The sequence below is a fragment of the Taibaiella koreensis genome (assembly GCF_003545715.1).
Taxonomy (GTDB): domain Bacteria; phylum Bacteroidota; class Bacteroidia; order Chitinophagales; family Chitinophagaceae; genus Taibaiella; species Taibaiella koreensis.
This window is the reverse complement of record NZ_QVNU01000004.1, coordinates 272,499-296,651: the sequence shown is the minus strand read 5'-3', so window position 1 is coordinate 296,651 and position 24,153 is coordinate 272,499. Positions and strand designations below refer to the sequence as shown.

The following is a 24,153-nucleotide window of genomic DNA, read 5'->3' as shown; positions in this document are numbered from 1 at the left end:
GTTAGTTTTTGGTGATGGTAGAGAAATACACATCTTCCAGTCCGGCCTTTACGGGCTCAAATCCATTGCCCGGATCGCTGTCGGCATAGGCGTGAATGATCAGCCTGCCATCGGACATATGCGAGGAGATGATCTGCATGCGGCTGCGGTAATCATTGATCTCTTCTTTGGCGATAGGCTTGCTCCATATCTTATTTTCCACCGAAGCTACTGCCTCGGCAGGCGTACCGTCCAGCATGATGCGGCCTTTGTTCATGATCACCATCCGGTTGCAAAGGTTCTTCACATCGTCGACAATATGGGTAGAAAGGATCACGATCACCTGCTCGCCGATCTCGCTCAGCAGGTTGTGAAAACGGTTGCGCTCCATAGGATCCAGGCCGGCGGTGGGTTCATCTACGATCACCAGCCTGGGGTTGCCCAGTAAGGCCTGGGCTATGCCGAAACGCTGGCGCATACCACCCGAATAATCGCTCACATTGCGTTTGCGGGCGTCGTACAGGTTTGTCTGCTGCAGCAGCGCTTCCACGATCTCTTTACGCTCTCCTTTATTGCTGATCCCTTTGAGCACGGCAAAATGGTCAAGCAGACTAAGCGCCGATACTTTGGGATAAAAGCCGAAATCCTGGGGCAGGTAACCCAGGGTCTTGCGCAGCTCCGGCTTTTGCTGCAGCACATCGATATCGCCCAGCTTAATGCTGCCGGTATCGGGATCCTGTAAGGTGGCGATGGTGCGCATCAGGGTCGATTTGCCGGCGCCGTTGGGGCCCAATAGGCCAAACATGCCTTTGCCTATCGTAAGGCTGATGTCGGAGAGGGCTTTGAGGCCGTTGGAGTAAGTCTTGCTTACATTGGAGATAACGAGTTCCATCGTTGCTTTTTTGAATTGAGCGTTAAGGGTAGGGCTGCTACAGGGAAAAGGATTGCCTGATTCGGGTAAAAGATACAAGCTTTTACAGAACAAAGAAAAGAAGCCTGGAAGGAAACGGTTTAACAATTAGACCTACGGCGTAAAATTCTCGACGAAAGGCTACATGGTACTTTCGTCGAAAGAAAAGCCCGTTTTGTCGAAAGCCCGGTCGGGACACCCGTCGGGACGCGAAGCGGCCTGAACGAAAAGCGATCGGTCGGGACGCGTAGCGACCTGAACGAAAAACGGAACACCGCTTGGTACACGCAGCGACCTGAACGAAAAGCGGAACACCACCTGGTACGCGAAGCGACCTGAACGAAAAGCGATCGGTCGGGACGCGTAGCGACCTGAACGATGTCCGCAAAAAAAAGCTGCCCCTTACGAAGCAGCTTAAACATGGCCAGGGCAGCAGGAATGCTGCTCCCCGGTTATACGTTGAAACGGAAATGCATCACATCGCCGTCGTGCACGATATACTCCTTACCCTCGATACGCAGCTTACCCTTTTCTTTGGCTACCGTTTCGCCACCGAGCGTAATATAATCGTCGTAGCCGATCACTTCAGCCTTAATAAAGCCCTTTTCAAAGTCGGTATGGATCACGCTGGCGGCTTGCGGGGCCTTCCAGCCGCGGTGAATGGTCCAGGCCCTTACTTCCTGTACGCCCGCGGTAAAATAGGTAATAAGATTAAGCAGGCTATAGGCCGAGCGGATCAGGCGGTTAAGACCCGGTTCGGTAAGCCCGTATTCGGAAAAGAACAGCTGTTTGTCCTCATCACTTTCCAGCTCGGTAATCTGCGCTTCGATGTTGTTGTTCATCACGATCACTTCGGCGCCTTCTTCTTTGGCTACCTGGCCTATCGCTTCACTGTACCGGTTGCCTGTAAGTATCGCGCCTTCATCTACATTGGCGACGTACAATACCGGTTTTTCAGTCAGCAGGAACAAGTCGGCGATGGCTTCCCTGTCTTCTCCTTCCAGTTTCAGTCCCCTTATGTTCTTACCCTGCTCCAGGTGGCTTTTGCATTGCAGCAGCACGTCCAGCACCCTTTTGGCTTTGGGGTCGTTCTTGGCGATCTTCTCGGTACGGCCTATTTTTTTCTCTACGCTTTCCAGGTCCTTCAGTTGCAGCTCAGTATCGATGATCTCTTTGTCGCTTACGGGATTGATAGCCCCTTCATCGCGGAGGATATTTTCGTCCTCAAAGCAGCGTACTACGTGGATAATGGCGTCTACCTCACGAATATTGGCCAGGAATTTGTTGCCGAGACCTTCTCCCTTGGATGCACCCTTTACCAGGCCGGCTATGTCTACAAATTCGATAGAAGTAGGAACAATTTTTTGAGGCTGAACAATGGCGGATAATTTGGCCAGGCGCTCGTCCGGCACATCCACCAGGCCTATATTGGGCTCGATAGTGCAAAAACGGTAATTGCTTGCCTGTGCCTTTGCACTATTGCTTACTGCGTTGAAAAGCGTCGATTTGCCTACATTGGGTAATCCCACAATGCCTACTTGTAATGCCATGTCTTTTTAGAAAATTTTCGCAAAGGTAATCTATTGACCAAAAAAGAAAAAGTGACTGCGATATATAGAAAATCAAGGCTTAAAACCGGTGATCAGAACTGATATAACCCTAAAACGAAACTTTGGCTAAGGGCCCCGGCATTCTTTATGCATAGCATATGAAAAGGTTGGGTAGCTACATTTTTATGCGGGTGTTCAGGTGAAAACCTGGTATTGTTTCGGTTTAAAATTATTATTAAATTTGAGTATCGTTAACCTAAAAATCGTTTACAATCGTTATGGAACATACGATGATATTAAAAGAGGAGATCGGACAGTATGAGATTGTTCCTTCCCAGCTGACCCGCAATCTGCACCTGCAACAGGATCTGAGCTATGCAGAACGCTTGGGAAATGAATTCAAGGGTAAAACAACCATTACGTTTTCAACTACCAAGGGGGCGCGCACCGTACAAACGACGGTATGGTCGCTCACCGAAAATGATATCGTACTAAAAGGAGGCATCACGGTTCCGCTGAACAGTATTACCGAAGTTCATTTTTAATGCTCCCGGTTTAGTACATTTGCGGCCATCATGCGCATTGCTGTAAACACCAGGTTATTTCTCAAAGGTAAATTGGAAGGTATCGGCTGGTTTGCTCACGAAACCCTTTCCAGGCTGGTGCGACAGCACCCCGAGCACGAGTTTATCTTCTTTTTTGACCGTCCCTATCATAAAGACTTTGTTTTTGCTCCCAATGTCACGCCTGTGGTACTGAAACCACAGGCGCGGCATCCGGTTTTGTATTACCTCTGGACCGAATGGGCCATTCCCTATGCCTTGCGTAAGTACAAGGCCGACCTCTATTTTTCACCCGACGGGTTGGGAACGCTCCGTTCGAAGGTACCTACCTGTATTACGATCCACGATCTGGCTTACCTGCATTACCCGCAGTTTATGGACAAGATGCACAAGTGGCATTATGCTCATTACCTGCCCCGCTTTGCCCGTAAGGCCCGGCGCATCATTACCGTATCGGAATATACCCGCCAGGACATTATACAACAATACGGCATTCCGGAAGAAAAGATCGACGTGGTCTATAATGGGGCGCATGAAGCCTACAAACCCCTGGATTATGAAAAAAAAGAGCAGGTAAAGGCCCAATATACAGATGGAGAAGAATTTTTCCTCTTTACCGGCGCGCTGCATCCCCGTAAAAATGTGGTGAACCTGCTTAAAGCCTTTGTACAATTCAAACGCCGGCAGCGTAGCCGTATCAAGCTGGTGATCGTAGGGCGGATGGCCTGGCAATACGATGAGATCACGAAGGCCCGGGACTTGATGCCTTATAAAGAGGATGTGGTATGGACCGGTTATCTTAATGTCGAAGACCTGGCCCGGGTTACCGGTTCGGCCTATGCTTTGGTCTATCCCTCTTTGTTTGAAGGTTTCGGTATTCCCATACTGGAAGCCATGACCTGCGATGTGCCGGTGATTGTGTCCAACACTTCTTCCATGCCCGAAGTAGGTGGCGAAGCAGCCTTACTGGTAGACCCTGCCTCGCCGGAAGACATTGCCGCCAAAATGATGCAGATCTATAAGGATGAGGGCCTGCGGCAAAAGATGATAGAAGCCGCCAGGGTGCAAAAGTTGAAATTCAGCTGGGACCGTTCGGCCGTGCAGATATGGGAAAGCCTGATGAAATGCTTGTGATAGTGAGACGCAAGCGTCAGGATGTGGGGATCAGTGGGCAATGGATAAGTTGGCAAAATGCAGTTGGCAATTGGCAAGTTGGCAAAAAGCAGTTGGCAATTCGAAAAGAGCAAACTCCAATTGTTACGTTCCAATTCCCAAGAAGTGATTACCCAAGTCCCGGTTTTATACCAAACCTTTGTGCCCTTTGCATATCACTTAGCGGCCTTACCGGTTATAGCCCACCTGGCTTTTCAATGGAAAAATACTTCGCTCTGAATGATCTTGAATTGGCAAAATGCAGTTGGCAATGTCAAAAATTCAAATTCCAATTACTAAATTCCAATTTCCAAAAGCAAGTACCCAATAATTGATATCCGATACCTGGATCTTGATACTTGATACCTAATACTTAATACCTGATACTTAATACCCAATACTCACTCAGCGGAAAAACCGAGCTCGCCTGTATGATCAGGCTCTTCGCCGGGACCGGCCGGGCCTCCGATAAACACGTCAATGTCTTCGGGCCGTTCATCGTTCCATTCGATAATAAAATTGTTGCGTCCTGTGCCGATGAGCGCCGTAAGGTATTTCTGTTGCACCAGCTCAAGCATGGCCAGGAAAGTAAAAATGGCGTGTATCCGGTTTTCACATATTGAAAAGACAACCTCGAACGAAGCCTTTCTCTTTTGCTTCATTTCTTCGATCAGGTACAGGCGTTGTCCCTCCTGCGAGTAGTTGTACTTGACCACCACATGTTGTGGCTTCTCATTCCTGTCTTTGAAGCGTTTCATTACCTTTTCGAAGGTGCTCATCAGCTTGTACAGGGTTACGGTCTGCACTTCAGTGCCTTCGGCATAGGTTTGGCCCAGCTCTTCGAGCTCCTTGCGTATATTGCCGCGGCGGGCCTGGAGCAGGCGCTCAGCCTCCATCATGGCCATAGTAGCTGCCGCTTCTTTAAAGCGTTTGTATTCCAGGATCTTATCCACCAGTTCGTGACGGGGATCGATCTCGTTGCCTTGTGCATCCAGCTCGCGGCGGGGCAACAGCATTTTGGCTTTGATCCGCATCAGGGTAGAAATGAACAGGATGAACTCGCTGGCCAGCTCTATATTCAGCGATTCCAGGTGATGTATATAGTCCAGGAAATCGCGGGTAAGTGTATGAATCGGGATATTATAGATATCGAGCTCATCCCGCTCGATGAAGAACAGGAGCAGGTCGAAAGGGCCTTCGAACTGTGGGAGCTTGATCTGGTAACCGGTTGATGCCATGTTGTCGCGACGATATGCTGCAAAAGAACATTCGGGATGGCAAAGTACGCTTAAATTTCTATATTATCCGTGTGGAAAGTGCAGGGTGGGGTCTATCCTTCCCTGATGCTCGATAAGCATAAACCGCAGGGTTCATCCATCCCGGTTCCTGTACGCTCGTCGAAGCGATCTATTCTCCATTTTCCTATGCATTAAGATAGTTATAAGATCTGAAATCCGTACCTGGGTGGTAACGCGGCAACGCCTTTCGCCGGGTCAGCAGGCAATATTACCCGTATTCCGGCGTTAAAAAGATCGATGCAAAAAATGATCGCTCTAGTGCTGTCGCTGGTGGTGGGCCTGCCGGTCGCCCGGGCGCAAATACAAGTTGAAGGTTTATTTATGGGCGGTTGCCCGTTCATGCTATCGGGAAGAAATATGCTGGGCTATGCTACCCTGGGCGGACGCCTGCAGTTTATGTACCATAGCGAATCGCTCTTCTGGCAACCCTATCTGGCAGTATCCCTCAATGCCATGCGGCTGCCGGTGCACAACAAGGAAATAGAAAGCCTCGCCATGCCGGTGTGGCATACTTCCTTAGCAGCAGGGATCAACAGGGATATCCTTAAAACCGAAGAGAACCGCAACGAATGGTCCGTTGGAGGAGGAGTAGGCATTTGTATGCTGCGCCCGAAAGGTGAGACGCTGCTGATAGAAGGGCGTGAGTCTTCCCTGGGATACGATACGCATATAAACCAGGCCTGGTTTCCGGAGATCGAGCTGAATATAAAATGGCTGACATACGTGTATGAAGGATCCCGGTCCAGTAGCTATATGGGGCTGCAGCTGAACACCGCAGCATTATGGCTGAGCGATAACCGGGAGCGATTCACGACTTACCTTTCCGGAACAGAATACAGCCTCAATTTTAATGATTTCGCTATCTGGCCTTCGATTTGCGCGGTTGTCGGGTTTCGTTTCTGAACCAACAACGGAACAGGCGTGTGCTTAGGATGGGCGCTGCAATACAAAAGAGGCTGTCTTCTACGTTTGCTGGCGCAAACATGGGAGACAGCCTCTTTGCATCAATCTTGGTTTATCTATGCTTTGGCAAACAGCTCATCAAGATTGTTCATCGCCATGGCAATGCCTTCCTGGAAGCCCATCTCCGTTATCTTTTGCATGTCTTCTGCATTGGAAAAGAGGATGGTACCGGTTACCCTGGTTCCTGAAGCCGTTGCGTTGAAGCTGTTGGTCCAGTTCATGGCCGGCAGCCCGGGATTGGGCTGGCCCTGCTCGTCGCAGAACATGTCGTTGGCCACAAAAGATACGCCGGGTTCTATTTTGCCGTAGATCACTTTGCCCCAATGCCGTTCGCCTTCGGGACTTATCATGGCATACTGCCAGTGGCCGCCTTCGCGGAAATCCATGGACTTGGTCTCCGCTCTCCAGGGTTTGGGCGCCCACCATTGGTCCAATAAATTGCGGTCGGTGTAGGCCTGCCAAACCGTAGCCGGATCGGCATCAAATTCCCGGGTCAATACCATTTTTTTGCCTGAGGGATCTTTCTCGATGTTAACCTGATGTTTTGTGTTCATTGCTGTTTTTTAGAAGTATTGATGAATATTTTTTATTTCAAAAAGGGTGCTTGATTATGTGCTACCTTTCGGTTGCAAATTTAAATGCAAATAATCGGTTGCGCAAAATTTTCTTCTGTTTTTCACAAATGTTTATAGACGACCTACCATTGAACCTTCGTAAGGAAGTATGATTCGAAGGTATCGTGTGCCTGTTTGCCTGACCACGGGGCATTGCGACAAAAAGAGGGGCCATCGGGACAATAGCACGTTGCGGTTTCGGAAAAAGCCGGCGGAGCGCTATCTTTACGATACCCGTTTGGGGTCTGAACGACATTATCCAATGATGAACATACGGTCTCTGACGCCGCCCGATGCACTTTCTGCCTATGTAAATGGTATTCTTGTGATCGAGCAGGATGAGCCCCGCAGCGATTTTGTCCTGCCTTTATTTGCCAATGGCATGCCCACCCTGGTATTCCGGAATGACGCAGCGCAGAGCGACAGTAACAGAGCAGGTCATTTGGGTATTTACGGGCAAACGATTGCACCCGGTCAGCTGCGTTTGCCGGAGCGCTTTGTGCTGATCGCCTATTTTTTGCGTCCCTATGTGGCAAAGGCAATTACCGGGCTATCCGCGACGGAGCTTACCAATGCCTTTATCGACCTGGACGAGCTTAAGGCTGTAAGGGATATAGGGCTGCAGGAGCAATTGCTGGAAGCCCGGTCGGTAGCAGGCCGGCTGCAGCTGATCAATACTTTTTTATGGAGCAGGGTAGCGGCCGATCGCATCGACTACAGCCGTATTGCCTTTGCCACAGATTCACTGCAACGCGATCAGGGCGAGGCTTCCCTAAGCCGGCTACGGGAGCAGCTGTACAGCACCGAACGCTCTTTACAACGCCTTTTCGAGGAGCAAATAGGCGTTTCGCCCAGGGTATACAAAAGGATATGCCAGTTTCATGCGGCTTTCAACGAGCTCAACAAGGACCAGTTTGCGAAGCTCAGCGATATTGCGTACCAGCACGGCTTTTTCGATCAAAGCCATTTCGTAAGGGTATTTAAAGAGTTCACCGGTATGACGCCCAAAGCCTACCTGGCCCTGCGCTCCGGTTATACGGCCTCCTGATCATTTTGTCGGGTCCATCCTATTTTCCGGGTACCCCGCGGTACTACTTTTGCTAAAAACAAACCACAAAATGAGCAAGATCATCGCAACAGTATGGATGTCGCTGGACGGCATCTTCGACGCCACCCTGATGGCAGAATGGTTCAACCCTTATCACAGCGACAGCCGCGCTGCACGCATTACACAGAATATCCAGGATTGCGACGCCATGCTTTACGGCCGCAAGACCTATGAAATGCTGTATCCCTATTGGTCGTCGTTGAAGAACAATGAAATGGGGGTGGCCGATAAGCTGAACCAAACCAAAAAGTACGTCGTATCCGACACGCTGAAGACGGCGCCCTGGGAAAATACCACGATCCTCGGCGAAGACTTCGTGGCCCGGCTGAAGGACATCAAGGCCAATGGAACCGGCAATATCCTGGTGCAGGGTAGCGGCGAACTGGTCAACAGCCTCATTGCGGAAGGACTGCTGGATGAGCTCAGGGTAATGCTCCATCCGCATATCATGGGACGGGGACAAAGGTTCTTTAAAGAAGGCGTGCTTAGCGGGCTGGAACGCAAAGCCATCTCCGAGCTTGATCTGGGTGTACTGGAGATCACTTATGCACCGGTGGCTTAACCAGCGCAGCTATCGCCGGTCGGGCAGGCTATAGGTTGCTCGCCCTGCTTCGTCAAGGAAGTCGATGCGCGCAGCGCCGGTACTATCTACAAGCAAGCGCAACCGCGGGTTACCGGCTTTATCGGAAAGCAGCAGTACAGCTGCTTTTTCGGTATTTCTACCCACGAATACTCTTTGTGCATAAGCCGGGTTGCCCGGCGTGGGCTCCATAAGGCGTTTCAGCAAAGCCTCTTTTTCGGCGCCGGGCGCCAGCTTTTGCGCCTCACGGTACTGGCGTCGCCATTCCCAAAAAGGAGGCGACTCCTGCCAGTCGTCCACATGCAAGCCTGTGCTCCGCTCACCATTCTCGTCGCCATATTGCAGGTACAGCACCTGGTTCTGGTTGTACTGGTCAAAGGAGAAGTGTCCTGAGGCATAATAGTGACCATTGCTGTCGCTTTTTCCGGAAAATACAAGTCCGCCGTTCTCGGTGCCTTCATCATTATAAAAAATGATGCCGGGACGGTTATGACCGGGGATCGGTGGCTGGTAGCCTTTACCGTGGGTCAATACTTCGGGCGAGCGCTCTTTGTTGGCGATCACCATCCTTAGTTGTCCGTTGGGCTCTACGATATTGATCCTTTCGGCGTTGATCTCTTTAAATGGCGCCGGTCGCTCTTTCTGATTGAACGAATAGAGTATGAAAGAGAAGAATATGAGGGTAATGATCGCCGCATATAGTTTTAACCGGGCGACGTCTTTTTTCAGTTGCGCTATCTGTGCTTCCATATGTTGAAGAATTGAGGCTGTTTGCGAGTGTAAATGTAACCGGCTCAAATAGCCCCTGCAAGCTGCAGCACACTTTTATCATAGCATTACGCAAAAAATACAGGTTTTCCGTGACTACATGCTTATGCTGTTGGGACTCGTTTGGCCTGGTTACTTTGTATTCATTTTTTATTCTTTTTAGCATTTTTAATGCTTTTAATAATGTATTTTAGCATTAATTATGAATTCATCAGGATCTGTATGATCTGTTTCTTAATGATTTAAATGAAAGACTATGAAGAAAGTAAATCCTAAATGCCAGAAACTCAGCCTGAAGAAAAAGCAGGTGATGGCATTGACCAGCCAAAGCCAGGCCGATATCCAGGGTGGTTTCACCTATGCGCTTTCCCTGGGTTATCGTTGCCGGAGGTCTCAACGGCTTGGGGCAGACAACCCGGGAGCATGCGGCGTTGCTATTGCATCGGATGTTCATGGTTGTACCGAAATGGCCCAGGCGCAAGAGGAGCAGTTACCGGAAGCATAACTTTAAAACCTTCGTTTATGAAAAAAATCAATTTGCACAGCGGGCCATTACGGCTGGTAAAAAAACGAATTATGGCGCTGCACGAAGACAGCCAGGAAGCGATCAGGGGCGGCTTTACCTATTCCCTGTCCATGGGACAATTTTGCAGGGAATCTAAAGGACTCGGCGCCAATAATCCCTATCATTGCGGACAATTGAAAAGGGAGAGCGAGCTGTATAACTGCGAAGCGCAGCCGGCGCCTATTGCCGAAGCAGAACCTCAGCCATAAAGAAATTATGAGCAAGAAAAAAATATCCCGGTCTCGTAACAGGACCGGGATATTTTTTGATAAAGGCTGATATCGTCAGAACTTATAGTTGAAGCCGAAGCTCAGCACTTGCTTGATCTGCCACCAGCCCAGGCCTTCGTAAGGCTCGTTCTTGGGTGTACCATCTTCCAGGGTTTTGACATAGGGTACATCGTTGTCGTAGATGGCAACTACCCCCAGGTTGACAGAAAAGAATTTGTAGAATTTGATCGCGATAAAGTTGTCGAAGAGGATATCGATATTGCCGGGATTATCCTTTTTGACCAGCAGGCCACTCTTGTTGTACACATCTTTAGCCAGGTAATTGCTGTACAGGTCCAGGCGGCTGCGGAATGAGATGTTCTTGGTCAGGTCCTTTACATAGCGGGCAGTGACATAAGCACCCAATTCAAAGCGGAAAGTCTTTCCGTTCTCCACGCCGTAGGCGCCGGCCTCGTCGCGGACGGTGTAATACTTGCTCACGAAAGTAGTGCGCACGGCGGCCGGAGAGAAGAAAACGCTGATCTGGCTGCCTTTGCGGTATTCAATACCAGGGGCAAAGGTGAGGTACAACGGCGACAGGAACTTGGAAGTGGAAAAGGTATCCCATTCCGGTGCATCATAATTGTAACCTTTGGTAAACTGGGATTTGGCGTTAAACAGTCCGGTAACATAGAAGTTGCCCGAGTCGCTGAGACGATAGCCGTATTTGGAGGTCAGGTCGATGCGGTCATCCGTTTTGCGGGGTACGAAAGAATTGGAGTAAGCATAAAAAAGGCCATACGCGGCATCCAGGTTATTGGTCCAGATGCTGCGCCCGTTGTACCGGGTAAGGCTACCGTTGAAAAGGCCATTGACGGTGAGCGAGGCCAGTTCGCCCCCTGCCGCCCAGTTGTGCAGGATACCCTGGTTGATACCCAGATTCAGCACGCCTGAATGGATCCAGGCAACGGTATCGAGGTTTTTTGTCTCGGCGCTTTTTTTGGCCAGGTCTTCGTAGTAGGAACCTTGCTGGGCCTGTACTTGCAGCACGCCCGCAGCAAGCGCGGAAAGTAGAAGTAGCTTCTTCATGTGCGGTCTTTTTTTGTGTTTGGTGTTTATGAGCAAAAAATATGCCAATTCCTTTTGGATCAGGGTTTATAGTTGGCGCCTTCCAGGATCTTGCGCGCGTCCTTCAATTCCAGCAGCTGGTGAAGGCTTACCTGGCGCTGCGCTGCATACCGCCTTACGATTTGCCAGCCGATATAGCTGCCTGTATTGCCGGGACTGTCGCCGGGCATACCGGCAGAAGAGGGACCATCGCTTACATACCGCATGGTCTTCTGCAGGTTGTTTTCAAATAGCAGGTTGTTTTTGATAAAGAAGTTATAGATCAGCGCTTCATTTTCGCGACACCACTTTAGTTGCTCCGGCGTAAAGCCCAGCCGTACTTCGTCGCCGGCATAAGGTGCTATTTTTTCCAGGAAATAAAGCTCTTTTCCCTTCTCAACCATCAGGTCCAGCAGGTTCTTGTTCTCCGGTTGAAAGGGATACTTGTCTTCGTATATAGCCATGCCTGCCCAAACCGGGATGTTCTCCGGGGTCATACGTATGGTTTCAAACTGCGACTTGTTCAATTGCCGGTAAGGCAGAAAATCCTGTCCCAGGAACATGTCGAGACCGATGCCCATATTGGTTTCGGATTGCAGCACTGCGGTGACACCCCTGATGCCCGACACGAAATAATAAACTTGCTGCGGCAGCTCAAAAGTACTGTCGTAGTACTTAACATACCGGAAGGATTGCTTCAGCCAGTCGTCGTATTTTTTGGTATCGGGAAAGGCGATGTTTACGGTGTCCAGCAGGTTGCGGTAGTCTTTCATCGTCAGGAAATCGTACATCATCCGGTTGCTGTCGTTGTATTGCTGATGGTAGCCGAAGCCGATAAGCGTATCGAGATAGAAATCGAGGAAGCCGGGATATTGCTGCTTCAGCTTGCTGAGACCGGCGGCAACATGATTGGGATCCAGCGCCGAAAAATCTTTATAGAAGGGGTAGGAGGTATAGCTGATGCGTATGCCGGAGGCGTCGGGAGCATCGGCACCCTTGTCCTTCGAACCACAGGAGAACAAATAGAGTGAGCAGAGCAATACCAGGAGCGGGTAATAGCACAGGTGTTTCTTCATGAACGTTGCCTTTTGGTCGCAAAACTAATTAAATTCAGGAGAAAGGGATAGCATGGGCTTACCAAAAGGCAGGCGGCGCCGTCTTATCTGCTATAGAACCCTTAACTTTGAACGATGCGCTGCCTATTGCTATGGTTTACTTTCCTGCTGCTCCCGACTGCCTTTTGTGCTGCCCAATATGTGATGGAAGAGGCCGATCACGTGCATAATTTTACCTTCCCGAAATCGGATGTTTACAATACGCTGCGCTGGACAAAAAAAGAGATACGAACCGGGAAGGCGTATGACCTGTATAACCAGATGGATAGCGGACTTGTGATCATTCATGAGTATGTGATGATGAGCTGCCGGCCTTGTATCACGGCAGGTAAAGGCCTGGAAAAGATCGTGAACTCCATGCGCAAGCTGTATCCCGGCCGCATACGCTACTTTCAGACGGTATATGAAGATGAGACCAATGCGGCTACCATGAAGAAATGGGTAAAGGAGAACGGATTCACACCCGACGCCGTCTTCATCAAAGGCGCTGAAGAGGTGAAGTTCTATGGCGGAATGGGTATGCCTACAATCCTTGTATTGGGCGGTGGTAAGCGCCACAAAGGCTATTATAAGCGGCTGGGCTACTCGCCCAGGGACAACGGTGTGATCATTAAAGCCGCAAGAAGGGCCCTGAAGCTGTCGGATAGTAAATTTGAAGGAACGGAAAAAGAAAAATGAAGCGGCTGACGGTCATAACGATCATAGCGCTCCTGTTTGCAGTGGCGAACCTGGCGGGTAAAGACAAACGCAACCGTACGGGCCTTACGCCGTATACCATTCCCCTGCCGGCATTCGTCGGCGATTACTTTGACAAGATGCCGGTGGATGAAGAGAACCCGCTTACCGAAGAAGGTATTGCGCTGGGGCGCCGCCTGTTCTACGATAAGCGCTTAAGCGCCGGGAATACGCTCAGCTGCGGCTCCTGCCATCAGCAAAGCCATGCCTTTGCCGATAACCGCCCGTTCAGTCTGGGCGTGCACGACAGCGTCGGCATCATCAATACCATGCCGTTGTTCAACCTCGGCTGGGCCCGCAGCTTTTTCTGGGACGGCCGTGCGCCTTCCCTGCGCGAGCAGGTGACGGAACCGCTGATCAACCGGCTCGAGATGGCCGGCACCTGGGCCGATGTGCTGGATAAGCTGCAGCAGGATAAGGATTATCCCCGTTTATTCGGAGCCGTATTCGGTCCCGGGAAGATCAACAGTACCATGGTAGCCAAAGCCCTCACCCAATTTGAGCTTACACTGGTCTCCTTCAACACCCGTTTTGACCAATATTATTTTGACGGACAGGCCGATGCGCTTACACCACAGGAAGAACGCGGCCTGGATATCTTCTTTGGTTTCGGCAACTGCAATCATTGTCATAGCGATGTGCTGCTCACCGATAACTATTTTCGTAACAACGGCCTGGACCTGACCCCCAAGCCCGGCCTGTACAATACAACGGGCAAGGAATCGGACCGGGGACGGGTTAAGGTACCTTCCCTGCGCAATATCGCCCTGACGGCGCCCTATATGCACGACGGCCGTTTCCAGACACTGGAAGAGGTCCTGGATTTTTACAGCAGCGGCATTCACCAAAAAAGCCCCAATATTGATGAGCATGTGGTTCCTTTGGGCAAAGGTTTATTCCTTACCGCTGAGCAGAAAGCCGACCTGATCGCTTTCCTGAACACGCTTACCGATTCTTCCTTTATCCGTAATCCCGCCTTCAGCGATCCCAACCCGCCCCTTAAATGAAAAAGCTCCTGAAGCGCCTGCTAGGCCCGTTGCGGGTCCTTTTTCTGTTGGCTACATATGGTAACTTGTCAAGATAATCGACACGCGTATTTAAATTGAGAAAGCAGTAGTTGTCGAACACCTAATGGGCAGGGAGACTTCGATGCCATGTAAAGCTGGTATCTTTTATAATCTCATGTGCACTAGGGACAGGTCATAAAGCGATAGTTCCTCCGTCGATAACAAACTTAGCTCCTGTTGTGAAAGAAGATTCGTCAGATGCAAGATATAGCACGGCAAAGGCGATTTCCTCCGGCGTTCCGCCTCTTCCCAGCGGTGTGGTGCCGATGGCCCTAGCAGCAAAATCTTCTGCCCCTTCCATCATTGTTGTCATAGGTGTGGCCACATAGCCCGGATGAACAGAGTTGACACGGATACGATCTTTGGCGAGTTCTGCGGCAGCCCCTTTGGTAAGTGCCCGGGAACCACCTTTAGAAGCAGTATAAGCCGTGGCGCCCGCTGATCCGATAATTCCACCTATAGACGAAATATTGATGATGGCGCCCCCACCGGCTTGTTGCATAGGAGAGACCACGGCCTTGATCCCCAAAAACTGGCTTAGCAGGTTGACCGATAACACCCGGTTGAATTCGTCCGCCGATCGCTCCGGTATCGGGGCAAACAGGTTTCCGGTGATACCTGCATTGTTCACCAGAATGTCAATTTTTCCATAAAGATCTATAGCCGTTTCAACAACCTTTTGCCAGGACGCTTCATTACTTACATCATGTATAATGAAGTCGGCGGTATTTCCCTCCAGCCGGATCCGGCCAACGACTGACCTGAGTTTTTCTTCCTGGATATCTGTCAGCAGCACGCTGGCTCCTTCTGCTGCAAAAAGTGTTGCGGTTGCCTCACCCATGCCGCTGGCAGCGCCGGTCACAATGGCTACTTTGTTTTTTAACCTTGCCATGATTTAGACTTTAATAGTTTAATAGTTACCCTTAGCATTGCATCATCAAAAGTAGTACCGGGGAGCTGTCCGCCGGTTGATGCAGATCAAGGAATTGGCTTATCCCATATTAAGGTATGCCAAGACCATGTTCCTTTTTTTGATGACAAAACCTTAATTTCGGCCGGGTAATCAGAGATATACTGCATTGCCTATAAGCATTTTGTTGATCAAGGTAGAAAAGGAGTGGGCCAGTGCTATTCACTATTTCGTAAAATCTTTTTGCAGCCTCTTAATTTTATGTACGACATACTCCGGAAGTATATTGACCGCGTAACGGCCGCCGTAATTCCCGACGAGGAGTTTGTATATATAGAGCAGGCATTTGATACCAAAGGGGTTAAAAGAAAGCAGTTCCTGCTTCATGAAGGAAGTGTTTGCCGGTACATGTCATTTATTACTTCAGGCGCCATGCGGCAGTATACTATAGATGATAATGGAGCGGAACACATTACCATCCTGGCCATAGAGGGATGGTGGATGAGTGATAGGGGCAGCTTTATGAGCCTGACACCTTCCCGTTATAACATCGATGCCGTAGAAGATACGGAACTGTTGGTCACCACCCTCGATAAAATCACCAGGCTCAAGGAACAGTCGCTTACCTTTCTGAAAATGGCCCATATCCTTGATCAGAACCATTCCGTTGCCGCTCAAAAAAGGATAGAAGCCGGTATCAGCTACACGGCAGAAGAAAAGTACCGCTACCTGATGCGGACACATCCCGAGTTTTTCAACAGGTTTCCGCAAAGCATGTTGGCCTCCTACCTGGGCCTGACACCGGAAACGATGAGCAGGGTACGCAAACAGGTGCTTTCCCAGTAATAAACCTCATAATGATTTTGCACGCCTGATCCCATTAGGTCTCTTTTTGTCTTTCGATAAGAAATTTATTGCCCGTTTCCATTGATCTGTATCAATCGCATTTCTTATTGCAGGTCAAAAATCTCCCCCCATTATCAGCCCATCTTCGCATTGTCAATAGCGACGCAGAAACAGACACCTGCGTATTATCGACCCGGTAATCTATTTCCTTATTAATTAAAAATCTAAAAGCAATGCAAGCTCAAAACCAATCCAACACAAAAGCGGGCCTCGAAGCCCTGCTGACTCCGGACAACTGTGCGCTGATCCTCATCGATCACCAGCCATTCCAGTTCGCCGGATTGAGAAGCCACGACACGCAGACCATCATCAACAATGTGGTTGGCCTGACCAAATCGGCAAAAGCATTTAATGTGCCGACTCTTTTCACAACGGTTGTCGAACAACGGGGCGGTTTCCTGATTAGGCAGCTCCAGGACATCTTTCCAGATCAGAAACCGATCGACCGCACTTTCATCAATACCTGGCAAGACACCCGGGTGACCGATTGGGTAAAAGCAACGGGAAAGAAGAAGATAGTAATGGCCGCTTTATGGACAGAGATATGCCTGGCAATGCCGGTTATTCAGGCCCTCGGCGAAGGGTATGAAGTGTATATTGTTACGGATGCTTCAGGTGGTGTAAGCCTGGAAGCACATGAAATGGCGGTAACGCGTATGGTGCAGGCAGGTGCGGTTCCGATTACCTGGACCGTATTCGGGTCCGAGTTGCAAAGGGACTGGGCGCGTACTGAAACCGTTCCCAAGCTGGCCGAGATGCTGGTGGACCACATGGGCAATGTGGGTACAAGCCTTAACTGGGAATTGCAGCTGCTGGCAACACCGGTTCAGTCGTAGCATTGCCACGCCCGGTTCTCTTAACCCACGACATGCTATCAGCAATGAACAGGCGCCTGCGTTTGATGATTGGGAAGCTACTGGCGACAATTTTTGTGATAGCAATCTTAAGCCGGTCGGTTGATGCCCAGATAAGGGATACAATACCAACCGGGTATTTGACAGACGCATCCGAAGAGTATTGGCCGGCGGATACGCTACGCACGCTGCCAGCCAACGTTAAACATCTGCCCGTTTTTCGCGGCAACGAGTCTGTAAGTACCGGGATCAATATCAGGGAAGGATTTGAGTATTTTAAAGATTACCAGTGGGGAATAGGGCCGCAGGATCGGGATGGTTATTTCCTGCACCGCGCCTTATTGCACAGTAACTTTCGATATAGCCGTTATTTCCGCCTCTTTACAGAGCTCCAGAGCAGCCTGATCAGCGGAAGGAATGGAGGGCCGCGCCCGGCGCAGGATCAAAATAAGCTGGCGGTCAACCAGCTTTTTGCTGAAGTATCAGTAAGCCCCACGGTAAACAGCCGGTTGCGGCTGCGTCTTGGAAAGCAGTACCTGAAATATGGCCAGGGAACATTGCTGGACTTGCGCGATGCAAATGTCCGGAGGTCTTTTATCGGTGGTAAATTATTGTTAGAGACAAAGCGTACAAGACTGGACGTCTTTGCGATGAAGGCCATTGCTGTTCGTCCGGGGGTATTGGACGATGCCGTGGATCAGGATCAAACCATCGGCGGCCTGTGGCTGACACAGAATTTTCCGGTAACAGTGCTGGCTAAAATCGATCTCTATTACTTGGTGACGGATCGTGATGACAGTCACTACAACCAGGGCAGCGGCAAGGAGCTCAGGCACACTGCTGGAACCGGGCTTAGCCTTGATAGCAAGGATTGGTTTAGCTTTACAGAGCTGGACTTCCAATGGGGTAAGTTTAACAAGGGCAGTATCCTGGCCTGGAAGATAGCGCCCTCCTTTGGCTACCGGCTCAGCTCTTTTGCATTAAGACCCGTAATATCTGTCCAGGGCGCTATTTCCAGTGGTGATGGTAATGCGAACGATAATAGCCTGCAGACATTTAGCCCGATCTATCCCAAGGCCATATTCTACGGGTACATCGACAATGCAGGATCTTCCAACCTGATTGTCATTCATCCCAAAGTGGAGCTTAGGATAACAATGCAGATTATCCTGACAGTAAACTATTACAGGTTCTGGCGAGAAAGCCTGCAGGATGGTCTCTACGCAGTTAACGGCGCCTTCCTGTTACCTGCGGCAGATGCCGGGAAACATGTTGGCGACATGTACGATTTATTTACGCAATACCAGGCAGGTAAGCACGTCAGCTTCCAATTCATTTCGGCCTACTATCGAAGAGGTAGCTACCTGAGGGGGAACAGCGATACAAAAAGCGATATCCTGTATTTCGGTTTGAGAACGGCAATCAATATTTAGTTCAACGCTTCAAAAACAAAATTCATGAAAAAGACATTTGGTATCATTGGTGCGGGAAATATCGGCCAGACCGTGGCCCGCCATTTAATAAAAGCCGGTCATCCGGTTATCCTGGCTAATAACAGCGGCCCCGATTCGTTGAAAGAGATCGTTCAGTCATTGGGCGCGGCTGCCAAAGCCGGCACCATCCAGGAGGCGGCCCAGGCCGATATTGTGTTGCTTTCGCTTCCCTGGTCGCAGGTACCGACACTCGCCGGTGTTACCGACTGGACAGGCCGTGTGGTTATAGATGCCACCAACCACTTCATCACCTATGCCCCGGAGTTTAAAGTAGAAGACCTGGGTGGTAAGGCATCCAGCGAGGTAGTAGCTTCACTGCTCCCGGGTGCCAGGATTGTAAAAGCCTTTAATACGATCTTTTACAAAACACTGGCCGAAGACCCGGCAGTGTCTGGAGGCAACCGGGTATTGTTTGTCTCCGGCAATGACCAGCCTGCTAAAAGTGAGGTAATGAGCGTTATCGAATCTTTGGGCTTTGCCCCGATCGACCTGGGCTCCCTTGGCGAAGGCAGCAAGCTACAACAGGCAAAGGGCGCGCTGGCTACCTTAAACCTGGTGAAATTCTAATAAGGTCGTTGCAAAAATCCGGGGACATTCTAACAGGATAAGCAGAAGAGGTCGCCAACAATGGCGGCCTTTTCTGCTTATCAGGATAAACCTTTTTTATTGGGCAACTACCTGCGTTTTCGCTACCACTGACTTCTTTGTTGCTGGCCTTTTCTTTACAGGTGCTTTTGGAGGATTTGGCTTAACGGCAAGGTCATTTTTACCCTTTGTCGTCTTGTTTGTGGGGATGGGATTCACAATTCCTTTCTTTGGTTTCTTTTCATCTGTTTTTATTCCTTCTGTAAAGAGCTTCACAGCTTTATTAATGCGGGAGTTAAATTTTTTCTCACCCAGAAGGTCCTTTAGCTTTCCGAGGGAATTTTCCAATTGGTAAGCAATCTCTTTTTGTAAAATCTTTTTTTCGGGGATTGCTTTTGTTTCTTTAGCCATGTAGTGCGGTTTTAAAAATTAACACAAAGGTAATCTTGTCTAAAGAATTCTAGTGTTAAGCTTTGTCCGGCACTAGTTATTTGTCCGAGAGCGTTTTGGCTACTTGTGCGATCACAGCAGCTACTTTCTCAGGCTGTGATATATAAACGGCATGACTGCCTTTGATCTCGGTAATCTTCGTGTTGGAACGTTTGTACATATTGCGCTGAATCTCCGGGTTGATGCTTTTGTCATCGGTGGCTACAATGCCATAAGTAGGTTTATTCCTCCAGGCTGCCTCTGTGATGGGGCTCACAAAACATTTACCGTTGAAGGCGCCTTGTGAGGCGTACATAAATTCGGCTTCCGTGCTGCTCAGGTCGCCACAAAAACCGGCATGGAATTTTGCTTTGTCGTAGTAAACGATGCCTTTCCCATCAGGAGGCAGCACACCATTTTCCGGGGCGGGTGGGGCAGTCTGGAACCATTTCAAGGCAGATTCACCGTTGTCGGGTTGAAAGGCCGCAATATAAACCAGCCCTGCAACCTTCGGATGATTACCAGCCTGTGTGATCACAACACCGCCCCAGGAATGACCGGCAAGTATAGTTGGACCGTCCTGTGCATCCAGCGCCAGATTAGTTGCTGCAACATCATCTTCTAGGGAAGTTAAAGGGTTTTGTACTATGGTTACGTGGTAACCCTGTTTCGTGAGGATCTCGTAGACGCCTTTGTAGCCGGAGCCGTCGGCGAAAGCGCCATGTACAAGCACTACATTTTTTACTGTTTGCGCATAGGTCTGTTCCACCGTGCCGGTTATAGCAGAAAGGGTAACAGTTGCAGCCAGGGCGCCGGTTTTCATTGAGTTCATTAAGGTTTGCATGTTCATTTTTTGTGGTGTTGAAGTTTTTGTTTGAATCAACGATACAAAGGTGCCCTGAAAAGCAGGCAATGTTTATGGGCACAATTCCCGATTAGTTGCTATTATTTCCCTTCTTTACGCTTAAAGGATGCTGCTGCCGTGAAATCGTTAAGGATTGCGTAGATATCGTCAAGTCTTACCACCTGGCTTGCCGGAACTTTGTATTATCAAAATGATACAAGATTATGAAAAAGACTATCCTGATTACCGGTGCTTCTTCCGGTATTGGCCGAGACGCCGCCAAACTGTTTCAGCAAAAAGGCTGGAATGTTATTGCTACTATGCGTTCACCCGAAAAGGAAGCGGAGCTGAATAAGCTGGCTGATGTACTGGTTGCCCGCCTTGATGTACAGAACCAGCAATCTATCGAGGATGCTGTTGCTGAAGGTATCGGCCGCTTTGGTCAGATAGATGCGCTCCTGAACAATGCGGGCTATGCCCTGATCGGTGTATTCGAATCAGCCACCAGCGTGCAGATCCGGCGTCAATTTGATGTCAATTTTTTCGGATTAATAGAAGTAACCCGCGCTGTGCTGCCACACTTGCGCGCGCAAGGTAGCGGCACCATTATCAATATCTCTTCGATGGGCGGGCAGGTTACATTTCCTTTTGGCGGCCTGTACCATAGCTCTAAATTTGCTGTGGAAGGGCTGTCAGAATCTTTGGCACATGAACTCCGGCCCTTAGGCATCGCTGTTAAACTGATCGAGCCGGGCAGTATCGCTACCAATTTCCGGGGTGCCGTGGATATGATCAAAAATGACATCCCCGCCTACGATCCTTTATTTGCCGGTTTCTATAGCAATTATGCTCAGGCTGCTGCACATTTATCCAAAGCTACTCCAGAAGAGGTTGCGCAAACAATTTATGAAGCGGCGACCGACGACAGCGACCGCTTGCGCTACGCAGTCGGTGCAGATGCTCATTTCTATATCGACACTAAGCACCAAAAGAGTGATCAGGAATATATGCGGCAAATGCGCAGTTATTTTGTCAAATAGCTTAATAGTAAATTTACATTTATGCCAGAGTCCTATTTAGCAATTGAATCCATTAGCGAGCTGCACAAGTTTTATGGCGTAGCTCAACCCAGGCATCCTTTAATTACGGTAATAGAGATGGGCAACAATCAGGTCGAACGTCCCAAAGCTGCTGTTACCTGCTGTCTTGGTTTTTACACGATTTTTTGTAAAAAATTCACTGGTTCCATCCAATACGGACATTCTTATTACGATTTCAGCGAAGGATCATTAATGTTCACGGCGCCCGGCCAGGTCGTCACTTCCAGCCCGGAACTGCATATCGAAGAAGGCTGGGGATTATTTTTCCATCCCGACCTGATCAATACCTGCGCACTTGGTCGCAAGATGGCCAGCTATACCTTTTTCAATTACGAGGCTAACGAAGCCTTGCACGTCTCTGAGGACGAGAAGCGTGTATTGACGGCATGTCTCTGTAACATCCGGAAAGAATATGAACAGAATATTGATAGACATACCAACGGTTTGATACAATCCAATATTGAACTATTGCTTAATTATTGCAGCCGTTTCTACGACCGCCAGTTCTATACCCGCGAGAAAGTAAATACTGATGTGGTACAACAATTTGAAAAATTGATCAAAGATTACTTTGCACCGGAAACGCTGATTGATATCGGCCTGCCCAATGTAGGCTACTTTGCTTCCCGGATGAACCTGTCGCCCAATTACCTATCTGATCTGTTGCAGCGTTTTACCGGTAAGACAACACTGGAGCATATTCATTTACAATTGGTGGATAAAGCTAGGTCGCTATTGTGGAGCACGCAAAAGCCAGTCAGCGAAATCGCCTATATGCTTGGCTTTGAGCACCCCTCGCATTTCAGCAGGCTGTTCAAGAGCAAGACAGGTCATTCCCCAAGCGGGTACCGGCATTCAAACTAAGCCTATCCGCTCATTTTGTGTTCCTGAAATCCGATGGCGCCGTACCGCTATTTTTCTTGAAAAAATTGGAGAAGTAGGAGACGTCTTCAAAGCCCAGTTCAAAAGTGATATGCTTTATCGATTTGTCAGTATAGCATAAAAGCCGTTTGGCTTCCACCATAACTCTTTCCTGGATGATTTGGGAAGGCGTCTTTTGTTTGAACAGCGCAAACAGATTAGATAGGGTCTTAGGTGATTTACAGAGTTGTCCTGCGTAAAAGCTGACGGAATGTTCTGATTTAAAATGAGCTTCTACCAGCAGATTGAATTTACGGATGATATGAAAACGGTCATCTTGCATTTTTTTGACAGGCATATAGCCTAACTTGGCCAGCTTGGTTACATAAATGATCAATCGTTTGAGCAGTACCAGCAGCATTTCGTTCTGGATATTGTCCGAGGTCTTGAATTCTTCTATAAAAACATCAGACAACAATTGTAACTTTTGTTGTGCCTGATCATTCAATTGAACAAACATATGGTCTGTGCTACTGAACAAAAAGCCGACGCAGCTTACCTCGCTGTCATGGTCGATGATACAATAAAACTCCCGGTTGAACTGCCAGGCCACGATACTCGCCGAATTTTCAAAGCTGAAGGACTGGTTGAACAGGAGTGTTAGCAGCGAATTGGCGGGAAAATCATATTCTGAGCCATCGATGGTGACAGTCTGTTTTTCTCCGGGGTTCCAGGCAATAGTAAAGTACTTATTAAACCTGTCCCTGCTAAAGAACAAGCGGTCGAACCCTGCCTCCTCTTTAAAAAGCAATAATTCGCCGCCGGTATTTTCCGCTCTTAGTGTAAGTTTCATGGTAGATCAAATGGTCAACCAAAATACGAAAGAAGTATTAAAATACAGATGCCCCGTTACCGGCTGCGGCAAACGGGGCATATGATTTGAAAATATGCTTATTATTCTGCTGAGGCTTCCTGTGCAGCTTTGACAATGACATCGGCGACGATCTCCGGTTGGGACATGAAAATCACATGGCTGCCTTTGACTTCGGTTACCACAGTATTGGACCGGCTATACATATTTCTCTGGATGTCGGGGTTGATGCTTTTATCCTCAGTAGCGACCAGGCCGTAAGTTGGTTTATGCCTCCAGGCGGCATCGGTAATAGGACTTACAAAGCCTTTGGCGTAGAATGCGCCTTGCGAGGCATACATAAAGGCTGCTTCACCGGCATCAATATCGGCACAAAAGCCCGCATGGTATTTGTCCTTATCGTAATAAACAATGCCTTTTTCGTCGGGAGACAAAACGCCGTTCTCAGGCGCCATAGGTGCTGTTTGCAGCCATTGTAAGGCCGATTCGCCATTGTCGGGCTGGAATGCGGCAATGTAAACCAGGGCCGCTACATTGGGATGGTTACCTGCTTCGGTAATCACTGCACCACCCCAGGAGTGGCCAGCAAGGATGGCCGGACCTCCGATTTTGTCCAATGCCACATGTGTTGCCAAAACATCGTCTTCGAGAGAAGTCAGGGGATTTTGTACAACCGAAACATTGTAGCCTTTTCGGGTTAATTCGTTGTAAAGCGCTTTGAAGCCGGAACCATCGGCGAAGGCGCCATGAACCAATACTACGTTTTTTACTTCCTGGTTTTTTGAATGATTTTCCATCTTGAATGATTTTAGAATTTTTGTTGTGATTTAATAATGCAAAGATGGGGGGAAGACCAGGGGTAAAGGGTGAGCCCTTTTCCCGATTAGTTGTGATTATTTCCCTTTTTGACCAAACCATTCGTTTGGTTATTAAAATTTACCTGCAGCCGGATTTGACTACATCATGTTTTAATAAAATATAGTATGTTCGATTAGGTTCCCGGAGCCTGGTTGTGAG

The 24,153-nt window shown here is 49.0% G+C and carries 28 protein-coding genes; 16 read left to right on the top strand and 12 right to left on the bottom strand.

Annotated elements, in window-relative coordinates; all coding sequences use genetic code 11:
• Nucleotide 1: 1 nt before the first annotated feature.
• Nucleotides 2–871, bottom strand: a complete 870-nt coding sequence (locus DZK30_RS14985; RefSeq protein ID WP_118975253.1) for an ABC transporter ATP-binding protein — start codon at nt 869–871, stop codon at nt 2–4.
• A gap of 470 nt (nt 872–1,341) precedes the next feature.
• A complete protein-coding gene (ychF, locus tag DZK30_RS14980; protein WP_118974951.1) occupies nt 1,342–2,439 on the bottom strand; it encodes a redox-regulated ATPase YchF in 1,098 nt (365 codons plus the stop codon).
• Nucleotides 2,440–2,717: 278 nt separating this feature from the next.
• Here ychF and DZK30_RS14975 point away from each other — a divergent pair, with 278 nt between their 5' ends.
• The 3 genes from DZK30_RS14975 to DZK30_RS14965 are packed head-to-tail and all read left to right on the top strand — an operon-like array spanning nt 2,718 to nt 4,489.
• Nucleotides 2,718–2,984: a hypothetical protein gene (locus DZK30_RS14975; RefSeq protein ID WP_118974950.1), complete on the top strand. Its 267-nt coding sequence runs from the start codon at nt 2,718–2,720 to the stop codon at nt 2,982–2,984.
• Between the two features lie 30 nt (nt 2,985–3,014).
• Nucleotides 3,015–4,136, top strand: coding sequence for a glycosyltransferase family 4 protein (locus DZK30_RS14970; protein WP_118974949.1), 1,122 nt, complete (start codon nt 3,015–3,017; stop codon nt 4,134–4,136).
• Nucleotides 4,127–4,489, top strand: coding sequence for a hypothetical protein (locus DZK30_RS14965; protein ID WP_162903111.1), 363 nt, complete (start codon nt 4,127–4,129; stop codon nt 4,487–4,489). Before DZK30_RS14970 ends, DZK30_RS14965 begins: the two co-directional genes overlap by 10 nt.
• A gap of 66 nt (nt 4,490–4,555) precedes the next feature.
• Here the strand turns inward: DZK30_RS14965 and DZK30_RS14960 are convergent, their stop codons facing one another.
• Nucleotides 4,556–5,392, bottom strand: a complete 837-nt coding sequence (locus DZK30_RS14960) for a segregation and condensation protein A (protein ID WP_118974947.1) — start codon at nt 5,390–5,392, stop codon at nt 4,556–4,558.
• A 306-nt stretch (nt 5,393–5,698) separates the two neighbouring features.
• On the opposite strand from DZK30_RS14960, the gene DZK30_RS14955 reads away from it, so the two are divergent.
• Nucleotides 5,699–6,355, top strand: coding sequence for a hypothetical protein (locus tag DZK30_RS14955; RefSeq protein WP_162903110.1), 657 nt, complete (start codon nt 5,699–5,701; stop codon nt 6,353–6,355).
• Nucleotides 6,356–6,471: 116 nt separating this feature from the next.
• Here the strand turns inward: DZK30_RS14955 and DZK30_RS14950 are convergent, their stop codons facing one another.
• The gene (locus tag DZK30_RS14950) at nt 6,472–6,969 is read right to left on the bottom strand and encodes an SRPBCC family protein (RefSeq protein ID WP_118974945.1); all 498 of its coding nucleotides are present in this window, start codon (nt 6,967–6,969) and stop codon (nt 6,472–6,474) included.
• A 322-nt stretch (nt 6,970–7,291) separates the two neighbouring features.
• Between DZK30_RS14950 and DZK30_RS14945 the strand changes: the two genes are divergently transcribed.
• Both DZK30_RS14945 and DZK30_RS14940 read left to right on the top strand, forming a co-directional pair.
• A complete protein-coding gene (locus DZK30_RS14945) occupies nt 7,292–8,077 on the top strand; it encodes a helix-turn-helix domain-containing protein (protein ID WP_162903109.1) in 786 nt (261 codons plus the stop codon).
• Between the two features lie 70 nt (nt 8,078–8,147).
• On the top strand, nt 8,148–8,699 hold the full coding sequence (locus tag DZK30_RS14940; protein WP_118974943.1) for a dihydrofolate reductase family protein: 552 nt from the start codon (nt 8,148–8,150) through the stop codon (nt 8,697–8,699).
• 9 nt (nt 8,700–8,708) lie between these two features.
• On the opposite strand, the gene DZK30_RS14935 is transcribed toward DZK30_RS14940, so the two are convergent.
• Complete coding sequence (locus DZK30_RS14935) at nt 8,709–9,467, bottom strand: hypothetical protein (protein ID WP_118974942.1); 759 nt, start codon at nt 9,465–9,467, stop codon at nt 8,709–8,711.
• A gap of 274 nt (nt 9,468–9,741) precedes the next feature.
• Here DZK30_RS14935 and DZK30_RS14925 point away from each other — a divergent pair, with 274 nt between their 5' ends.
• Nucleotides 9,742–9,990: a hypothetical protein gene (locus DZK30_RS14925; RefSeq protein WP_118974940.1), complete on the top strand. Its 249-nt coding sequence runs from the start codon at nt 9,742–9,744 to the stop codon at nt 9,988–9,990.
• 17 nt (nt 9,991–10,007) lie between these two features.
• A complete protein-coding gene (locus DZK30_RS14920; protein WP_118974939.1) occupies nt 10,008–10,259 on the top strand; it encodes a hypothetical protein in 252 nt (83 codons plus the stop codon).
• 75 nt (nt 10,260–10,334) lie between these two features.
• Here the strand turns inward: DZK30_RS14920 and DZK30_RS14915 are convergent, their stop codons facing one another.
• The gene (locus DZK30_RS14915; RefSeq protein ID WP_118974938.1) at nt 10,335–11,348 is read right to left on the bottom strand and encodes a DUF3078 domain-containing protein; all 1,014 of its coding nucleotides are present in this window, start codon (nt 11,346–11,348) and stop codon (nt 10,335–10,337) included.
• 59 nt (nt 11,349–11,407) lie between these two features.
• A complete protein-coding gene (gldB, locus tag DZK30_RS14910) occupies nt 11,408–12,442 on the bottom strand; it encodes a gliding motility lipoprotein GldB (RefSeq protein ID WP_118974937.1) in 1,035 nt (344 codons plus the stop codon).
• 114 nt (nt 12,443–12,556) lie between these two features.
• On the opposite strand from gldB, the gene DZK30_RS14905 reads away from it, so the two are divergent.
• Both DZK30_RS14905 and DZK30_RS14900 read left to right on the top strand, forming a co-directional pair.
• Nucleotides 12,557–13,159 carry a hypothetical protein gene (locus DZK30_RS14905; protein ID WP_118974936.1) on the top strand — a complete coding sequence of 201 codons (603 nt, stop codon included), beginning with the start codon at nt 12,557–12,559 and terminating at the stop codon, nt 13,157–13,159.
• Nucleotides 13,156–14,223 carry a cytochrome-c peroxidase gene (locus DZK30_RS14900; protein ID WP_118974935.1) on the top strand — a complete coding sequence of 356 codons (1,068 nt, stop codon included), beginning with the start codon at nt 13,156–13,158 and terminating at the stop codon, nt 14,221–14,223. The genes DZK30_RS14905 and DZK30_RS14900 overlap by 4 nt, the downstream gene beginning before the upstream one ends.
• A 193-nt stretch (nt 14,224–14,416) precedes the next feature.
• Here DZK30_RS14900 and DZK30_RS14895 read toward each other — a convergent pair whose 3' ends face one another.
• Complete coding sequence (locus tag DZK30_RS14895; RefSeq protein ID WP_118974934.1) at nt 14,417–15,175, bottom strand: SDR family NAD(P)-dependent oxidoreductase; 759 nt, start codon at nt 15,173–15,175, stop codon at nt 14,417–14,419.
• Between the two features lie 279 nt (nt 15,176–15,454).
• On the opposite strand from DZK30_RS14895, the gene DZK30_RS14890 reads away from it, so the two are divergent.
• The 4 genes from DZK30_RS14890 to DZK30_RS14875 all read left to right on the top strand — a co-directional run bounded on the left by DZK30_RS14890 (nt 15,455) and on the right by DZK30_RS14875 (nt 19,013).
• Complete coding sequence (locus tag DZK30_RS14890; protein ID WP_118974933.1) at nt 15,455–16,039, top strand: Crp/Fnr family transcriptional regulator; 585 nt, start codon at nt 15,455–15,457, stop codon at nt 16,037–16,039.
• Between the two features lie 233 nt (nt 16,040–16,272).
• A complete protein-coding gene (locus DZK30_RS14885) occupies nt 16,273–16,935 on the top strand; it encodes a hydrolase (protein ID WP_118974932.1) in 663 nt (220 codons plus the stop codon).
• A 158-nt stretch (nt 16,936–17,093) separates the two neighbouring features.
• Nucleotides 17,094–18,386: an alginate export family protein gene (locus tag DZK30_RS14880; protein WP_162903108.1), complete on the top strand. Its 1,293-nt coding sequence runs from the start codon at nt 17,094–17,096 to the stop codon at nt 18,384–18,386.
• A gap of 24 nt (nt 18,387–18,410) precedes the next feature.
• Nucleotides 18,411–19,013 (top strand): NADPH-dependent F420 reductase, encoded by a 603-nt coding sequence (locus tag DZK30_RS14875; RefSeq protein WP_118974930.1) that lies wholly within the window; start codon nt 18,411–18,413, stop codon nt 19,011–19,013.
• Between the two features lie 96 nt (nt 19,014–19,109).
• On the opposite strand, the gene DZK30_RS14870 is transcribed toward DZK30_RS14875, so the two are convergent.
• Both DZK30_RS14870 and DZK30_RS14865 read right to left on the bottom strand, forming a co-directional pair.
• Nucleotides 19,110–19,442, bottom strand: a complete 333-nt coding sequence (locus DZK30_RS14870) for a hypothetical protein (protein WP_118974929.1) — start codon at nt 19,440–19,442, stop codon at nt 19,110–19,112.
• A 76-nt stretch (nt 19,443–19,518) separates the two neighbouring features.
• Nucleotides 19,519–20,292, bottom strand: a complete 774-nt coding sequence (locus DZK30_RS14865) for an alpha/beta hydrolase (protein WP_118975252.1) — start codon at nt 20,290–20,292, stop codon at nt 19,519–19,521.
• A 236-nt stretch (nt 20,293–20,528) separates the two neighbouring features.
• On the opposite strand from DZK30_RS14865, the gene DZK30_RS14860 reads away from it, so the two are divergent.
• Entirely contained in the window at nt 20,529–21,344 is an 816-nt protein-coding gene (locus DZK30_RS14860) for an SDR family oxidoreductase (protein ID WP_118974928.1), read from the top strand.
• Nucleotides 21,345–21,365: 21 nt separating this feature from the next.
• Nucleotides 21,366–22,268, top strand: coding sequence for a helix-turn-helix domain-containing protein (locus tag DZK30_RS14855; protein WP_118974927.1), 903 nt, complete (start codon nt 21,366–21,368; stop codon nt 22,266–22,268).
• A 10-nt stretch (nt 22,269–22,278) separates the two neighbouring features.
• Here the strand turns inward: DZK30_RS14855 and DZK30_RS14850 are convergent, their stop codons facing one another.
• Together DZK30_RS14850 and DZK30_RS14845 are read right to left on the bottom strand one after the other, a co-directional pair.
• Nucleotides 22,279–23,118, bottom strand: coding sequence for a helix-turn-helix domain-containing protein (locus tag DZK30_RS14850; RefSeq protein WP_118974926.1), 840 nt, complete (start codon nt 23,116–23,118; stop codon nt 22,279–22,281).
• A gap of 101 nt (nt 23,119–23,219) precedes the next feature.
• On the bottom strand, nt 23,220–23,933 hold the full coding sequence (locus DZK30_RS14845; protein ID WP_118974925.1) for an alpha/beta hydrolase: 714 nt from the start codon (nt 23,931–23,933) through the stop codon (nt 23,220–23,222).
• Nucleotides 23,934–24,153 lie beyond the last annotated feature (220 nt).